Raw genomic sequence first — 4,764 nt, 5'->3', positions numbered from 1 at the left:
GCCAGGCGGCGGCGCTTCGGGGCCCGCTCGCGAAACTTGCTCTGGCTCGGTCTGTAGGCCGAGCTTGCGCGGGTACTGCGAGCGAAGCTCGAGGCCCGCTCGTGAAGCTCGGTTTCGCTCGGTCTGCAGTCCGAGCGTGGGCCGGTATGGCGAGCGAAGCTCGAGCCCCGCTCGCGAAACTCGTGTGCGCTCGGTCTGCCGGCCGCGCTTGTGCCGGTACCGCGAGCGCTCCCGGTGGCCCGTTCGTGAAACTCGCTCTCGCTCTATCTGCAGGCTGAGCGGGTGCCGATACGGCGAGCGAAGCCTGCGCCGCTCGCGAAACTCGCTCTTGCTCTACCCGTAGACCGAGCGTTGGCCGGTATGGCGAGCGAACCGTTTAGGCCGCTCGCGAAACTCGTGTGCGCTCGGTCTGCCGGCCGCGCTTGTGCCGGTACCGCGAGCGCTCCCGGTGGCCCGCTCGTGAAACTCGCTCTTGCTCTACCCGTAGACCGAGCGTTGGCCGGTATGGCGAGCGAAGCGTATGGCCGCTCGCGGAACTCGCTCCCGCTCTTTCCGTAGACCGAGCGTTAGCCGGTATGGCGAGCGAAGCTTACGGCCCGCTCGCGAAACTCGTGCGCGCTCTATCTGCAGGCTGAGCGGGTGCCGAGACGGCGAGCGAAGCCCGCGCCCCGCCCGCGAAACTCGCGCGCTCAATCTACAGCGACCGAGTCGATATTCGCGTGTTCATACGAGCGCCAGGCGAAATGCGGGGCAATTACACCTGCGTCCACTAATCTCGTAAAGTGAGTCCCAACGCGCATTTGTTTGGCGCGCCGCTTTTCATGAGAAGCATGACATGTGGAGCATTGAGCAGCCAATTGTCTATTGAGGTCGTCGAGGCGAGGGGGAGCTGTGTCCATTTCAGTGGTCATACCAGCATTCAACGAAGAAGTTTCGATCGGTCGGTGTCTCGACAATCTCGTCGAACAAATCGACGACATCGCAGAGATAGTTGTGGTCAATAACAATTCGTCCGATAAAACGGCCGACATAGTCGCCGCCCACCAAGCGACGGTCAAGAAGATACGACTGCTCGACGAGAGCCGCCAGGGAATCGTGCCCGCTCGGAACCGCGGTCTGGCGTCGGCCACGAGCGACGTCATCGCACGGATCGACGCGGACACCATCGTCGCGCCGGGGTGGGCCGCCGCGATCGAGACATTCTTCTCGTCCGCGGGCCCCGAGTTCGGCGCGGCCGTGGGCCCGTTCACCCAGTACGACATGCCTCTTCAAGGGGTGCACCGTGCTCTGATGCGGATCGCGACCACGTCGCGAAAAGGCGAGAGTGACGAGGTCAAGCAATCTCCTGGCGTCTACGGGGCCAACATGGCGATTCGGCGCGAAGTGTGGGAGCAGATCGAGTCGCTGACCCATGACGAGCCGGGGATCTGGGAGGATCTGGACATCTCGATCGCGTTGCGCGCTGTCGGTCGGAAGATCGCCGTGATCGAGGGCATGCGGGTGCAGGTGTCCGGTCGACGGATGCTGACGAGCCGAACGTTGTACTGGCAGTTCACCCGGGGCGTTCCCCGCACATGGGAGCTGCACGGGGACCGGTCACGAGCCCGGGCGTCGTGGATCAATGTGTGGATCGCGCGGACGATGTATCTCGCGTTCTGGGTACCCACCCGTACGTACGACCCGATGACGCGAAAGCACAGCATCAGGCGACTGTTCGCCGATCGAGAAGACCGGCCGATCGCCTGATACCGAACCGTCCACTCGGGCGCCGCCCGATGGGGCAGGCCCCTGACAGAAGGATGTACGCGTGACGACAGCTGTAGACCAGATCGAACAGGAGACCGCAGACATCCTGCGGGCGGAGATCCGGGGTGATCGGGTGGCCGTTCTGGACTACCCCAACCATTTCAATTCCGGTGACCTCCTCATCTATCGCGGACAGCTGGCGTACCTCGATCGGTTGGGGATCGAGCCCGCATATGTCTGTGCGACCCATACATATGACCGCGCCGCCCTTTCGCGTCGACTGCCGACGGGCCCGCTGTTGCTGCAGGGTGGTGGGAATTTCGGCGATCGATATGACCGATTCCAGCTATTTCGTGAACGGGTGATCGAGGAGAATCCGGACCGGAAAATCATCCAGATGCCGCAGACGATCGACTTTCTCGACAAGACTGCGCTCGAGCGTGCGCAGGCCGTTTACTCCCGGCATCCGGATCTGACTCTGATGATCCGCGACAGGGCGGGCTGCGAAATGACCCGCGAATTGTTTCCCGACAATCGGGTGGTCTACTGCCCGGACCTGGCATTCGGAGCCCGGCCACTGCCACCGGTAAGGGAACCGAGCCGCGACGTGGTGATGCTCAAACGCCGGGATCAAGAATCGATGCACGAGAAAGACGATGTCGGCCGGGCGTTCCCGGGCGTCCCGCGGACCGAGTGGCATGCATCGGTGGCGGACAATTTCAAGTGGTGGCCGGTCAGCCTGGCGAACTCGGCGATTCACAAGGTGCCGCGGGTCCGGGTGCGGGCGTACCCGTACGCCCGGTGGGCGTTCGATTACCAGTGCGACCTGATCATCCGCAACGCGGTGGACATCCTGTCCGAGGGCAAGGTGGTGGTCACCGACCGGCTCCACGCAGCGGTCTTCTCGGTTCTGCTCGACAAGCCGGTGGTGATGGTGGACAACGCCAACAAGAAGATCTCGGCCATCTACCGGGACTATCTCGGATCTGCTCCCGGCACCCATATCGCCGGGGACTTCGACGAGGCCGCGCGAATCGTCAAAACCCTGCTCTGACGTCTCCCCGGCCCGAGTCAAAAGTCTGCGTCAGGGGCACGGTGCCGGATGTGTCCGCGCATATCCCGGGTCGAGGGCAGCTTGGGTGATCCACACCGAACGTGGGCTGCTGGTGACCTCCATGTGGTTGGCCTCAGCGCTCTCGCAGCCGTCCTGCACCCACACGTTCTTCACGGTCGCGCCCGGAACCGGCTTGAGGAACGAGTGCTCCGGCGGCGTCACCATGGTGTCCTGCTTGGTACCGACCGCCACGTAGTCGACCCCGGGACGGGTGTCCCCGCCGACGGCCAGTTCGCGAAGGAACGGCGAGCCCGCCATCTGCTCGATGTACGAGGGCCCCACCGTTGCGGCGGCAAGCGTGACCACCGGGATTCCGAGCATCTCGGCGATCGCACCGAGCTGCTGGTTGATGTTGAAGCTTGTCCCCTGATTGGTGCCGGCAAGGCTGACCAGGGTGCGGACGATGTTGCGCTCAGGACGAACGGCATCCGAGCCACCGCCCGACTTCAGGTACGACCGCGCGACAAGCGCTCCTTGGGAGTGCCCGACCACATCGACCTGCCGTGCCCCGGTCGCGGTGCGGACGCGCGACACGAAGTCGCCGAGACTGCGGGCCGACCGCTCGATGGTGTCGCCGCCGACGAGATCGAGGAGGTTCTGGCGTGTGCCGGGCGCCCTCGTCCCGTAGTTGAGAGCGAAGACGCAATACCCCTCGGCCTTGAGCGTCGGTGAGAGCGTCTTCCACGTCGTGGCCATATCGGCCCACGTCCCGTGGACCAGGACAACCGGGCGGGGATGTGCCGGGCTGGGGATGCAGGACCAGTCATTGGCACCCTCGGGTGATTCGCCACCGGATGTCGTCGGTGCAGGTGCCGCCGTCGCAGGCGCGGCGAGTGCGGTCAGTCCCAGGCACATCACCGCCATGCATACCAGGGCGGTTCGTCCCGTGAGCCATCGTCGATCCAGCGTTCGCAGCAAACCTTGCCCCTCATCCGTTCACAAACTGTAAACCTCTCGTTGAGAGTTTACGGGATGATGCCGGGGTGTCACCAATCGCCGGGACGTGGTCAGGACGAGGCGTACGGAAGCACCCGCGTCTTGTGTTTGGAGAACAGCTGTTTCAGCGAGTACCGGCCCTTGACCGGGTCCCACGCACGTGACGGCAGCCAGAAGATGCGATGCAGCACCCGCATCGTCCGGACGTTGGCCACAGACCTGCGAGCTTGCTCGTGCATGCCGCGCGCCTCATAGGTGGCGGGCATGTAGTCGGTGAACTTGCGGTATACCTCCACGCTCGAGAGCATGCGGCGTCCCGAAGCGCTGATGTCCATGCCTGGGATGAACACGCTTCGCTGGCCGACCTCGGTCACACACAACGTGATGTCGAGGTCGTCGAAGATGCCGTTCTGGTCAAGCAGGATCGGGCGGATCTGCTCCCAGGTCGTCCGGCGGATGGCCATGTTCGCGCCGAACAGCGACGGAAGGTCGCCGCCCTTCTTGTCGGCCGATTTCAGCGCGACCGTCAGCAACTTCCTGTGCACCCATTGCAGAGGCATGTCGTATTGGTCGAAGAATCCGGTGCCCGCACCGATTGTCTCGTCTGCAGTTGCGAAGAACTCGCGGACCGCGCGGGCCCAACCGGGTTTCGCTCTGGCGTCGGCGTCGATCCTCCCGATGATGTCGCCGGTCGCGCTGTCGAAACCTGCGTTACGCGCGGCGATGACGCCTGGTCGCTTCTCGGTGATGACACGCAATTGGGCCATGCGATCGGTGAACCCGGCGACGATCTGCGGCGTCTCATCTGTGGAGTTGTTGTCGACGACGATGATCTCGTCGAGCTGGTCCAGTTCGGTCATCAGGGACTCGAGCAACCAACCGATCGAATCGGCTTCGTTGTACGCAGGAATGACCAGCGACAAGGTGGGGGAGGTCATGAATCAGGAGTATTACATGTCAAACAGGCA

Annotated in this window: 4 protein-coding genes; 2 read left to right on the top strand and 2 right to left on the bottom strand. The window is 63.7% G+C overall.

Going from position 1 to position 4,764, the window contains the following annotated elements:
* Nucleotides 1–891: 891 nt before the first annotated feature.
* Together WIMU1_RS16765 and WIMU1_RS16760 are read left to right on the top strand one after the other, a co-directional pair.
* Nucleotides 892–1,746, top strand: coding sequence for a glycosyltransferase family 2 protein (locus WIMU1_RS16765; protein WP_245968945.1), 855 nt, complete (start codon nt 892–894; stop codon nt 1,744–1,746).
* A 61-nt stretch (nt 1,747–1,807) separates the two neighbouring features.
* A complete protein-coding gene (locus WIMU1_RS16760; RefSeq protein ID WP_062798904.1) occupies nt 1,808–2,800 on the top strand; it encodes a polysaccharide pyruvyl transferase family protein in 993 nt (330 codons plus the stop codon).
* Nucleotides 2,801–2,830: 30 nt separating this feature from the next.
* Here the strand turns inward: WIMU1_RS16760 and WIMU1_RS16755 are convergent, their stop codons facing one another.
* Both WIMU1_RS16755 and WIMU1_RS16750 read right to left on the bottom strand, forming a co-directional pair.
* Nucleotides 2,831–3,724, bottom strand: coding sequence for an esterase/lipase family protein (locus WIMU1_RS16755; protein ID WP_062798902.1), 894 nt, complete (start codon nt 3,722–3,724; stop codon nt 2,831–2,833).
* 143 nt (nt 3,725–3,867) lie between these two features.
* Nucleotides 3,868–4,734, bottom strand: a complete 867-nt coding sequence (locus WIMU1_RS16750) for a glycosyltransferase family 2 protein (protein WP_062798899.1) — start codon at nt 4,732–4,734, stop codon at nt 3,868–3,870.
* Nucleotides 4,735–4,764 lie beyond the last annotated feature (30 nt).

Source organism: Williamsia muralis NBRC 105860 (assembly GCF_001598915.1).
In the GTDB taxonomy this organism is placed as follows: Bacteria; Actinomycetota; Actinomycetes; order Mycobacteriales; family Mycobacteriaceae; genus Williamsia; species Williamsia muralis.
The sequence above is the reverse complement of the archived record's forward strand: the minus strand, read 5'-3'. Positions and strand labels throughout refer to the sequence as shown.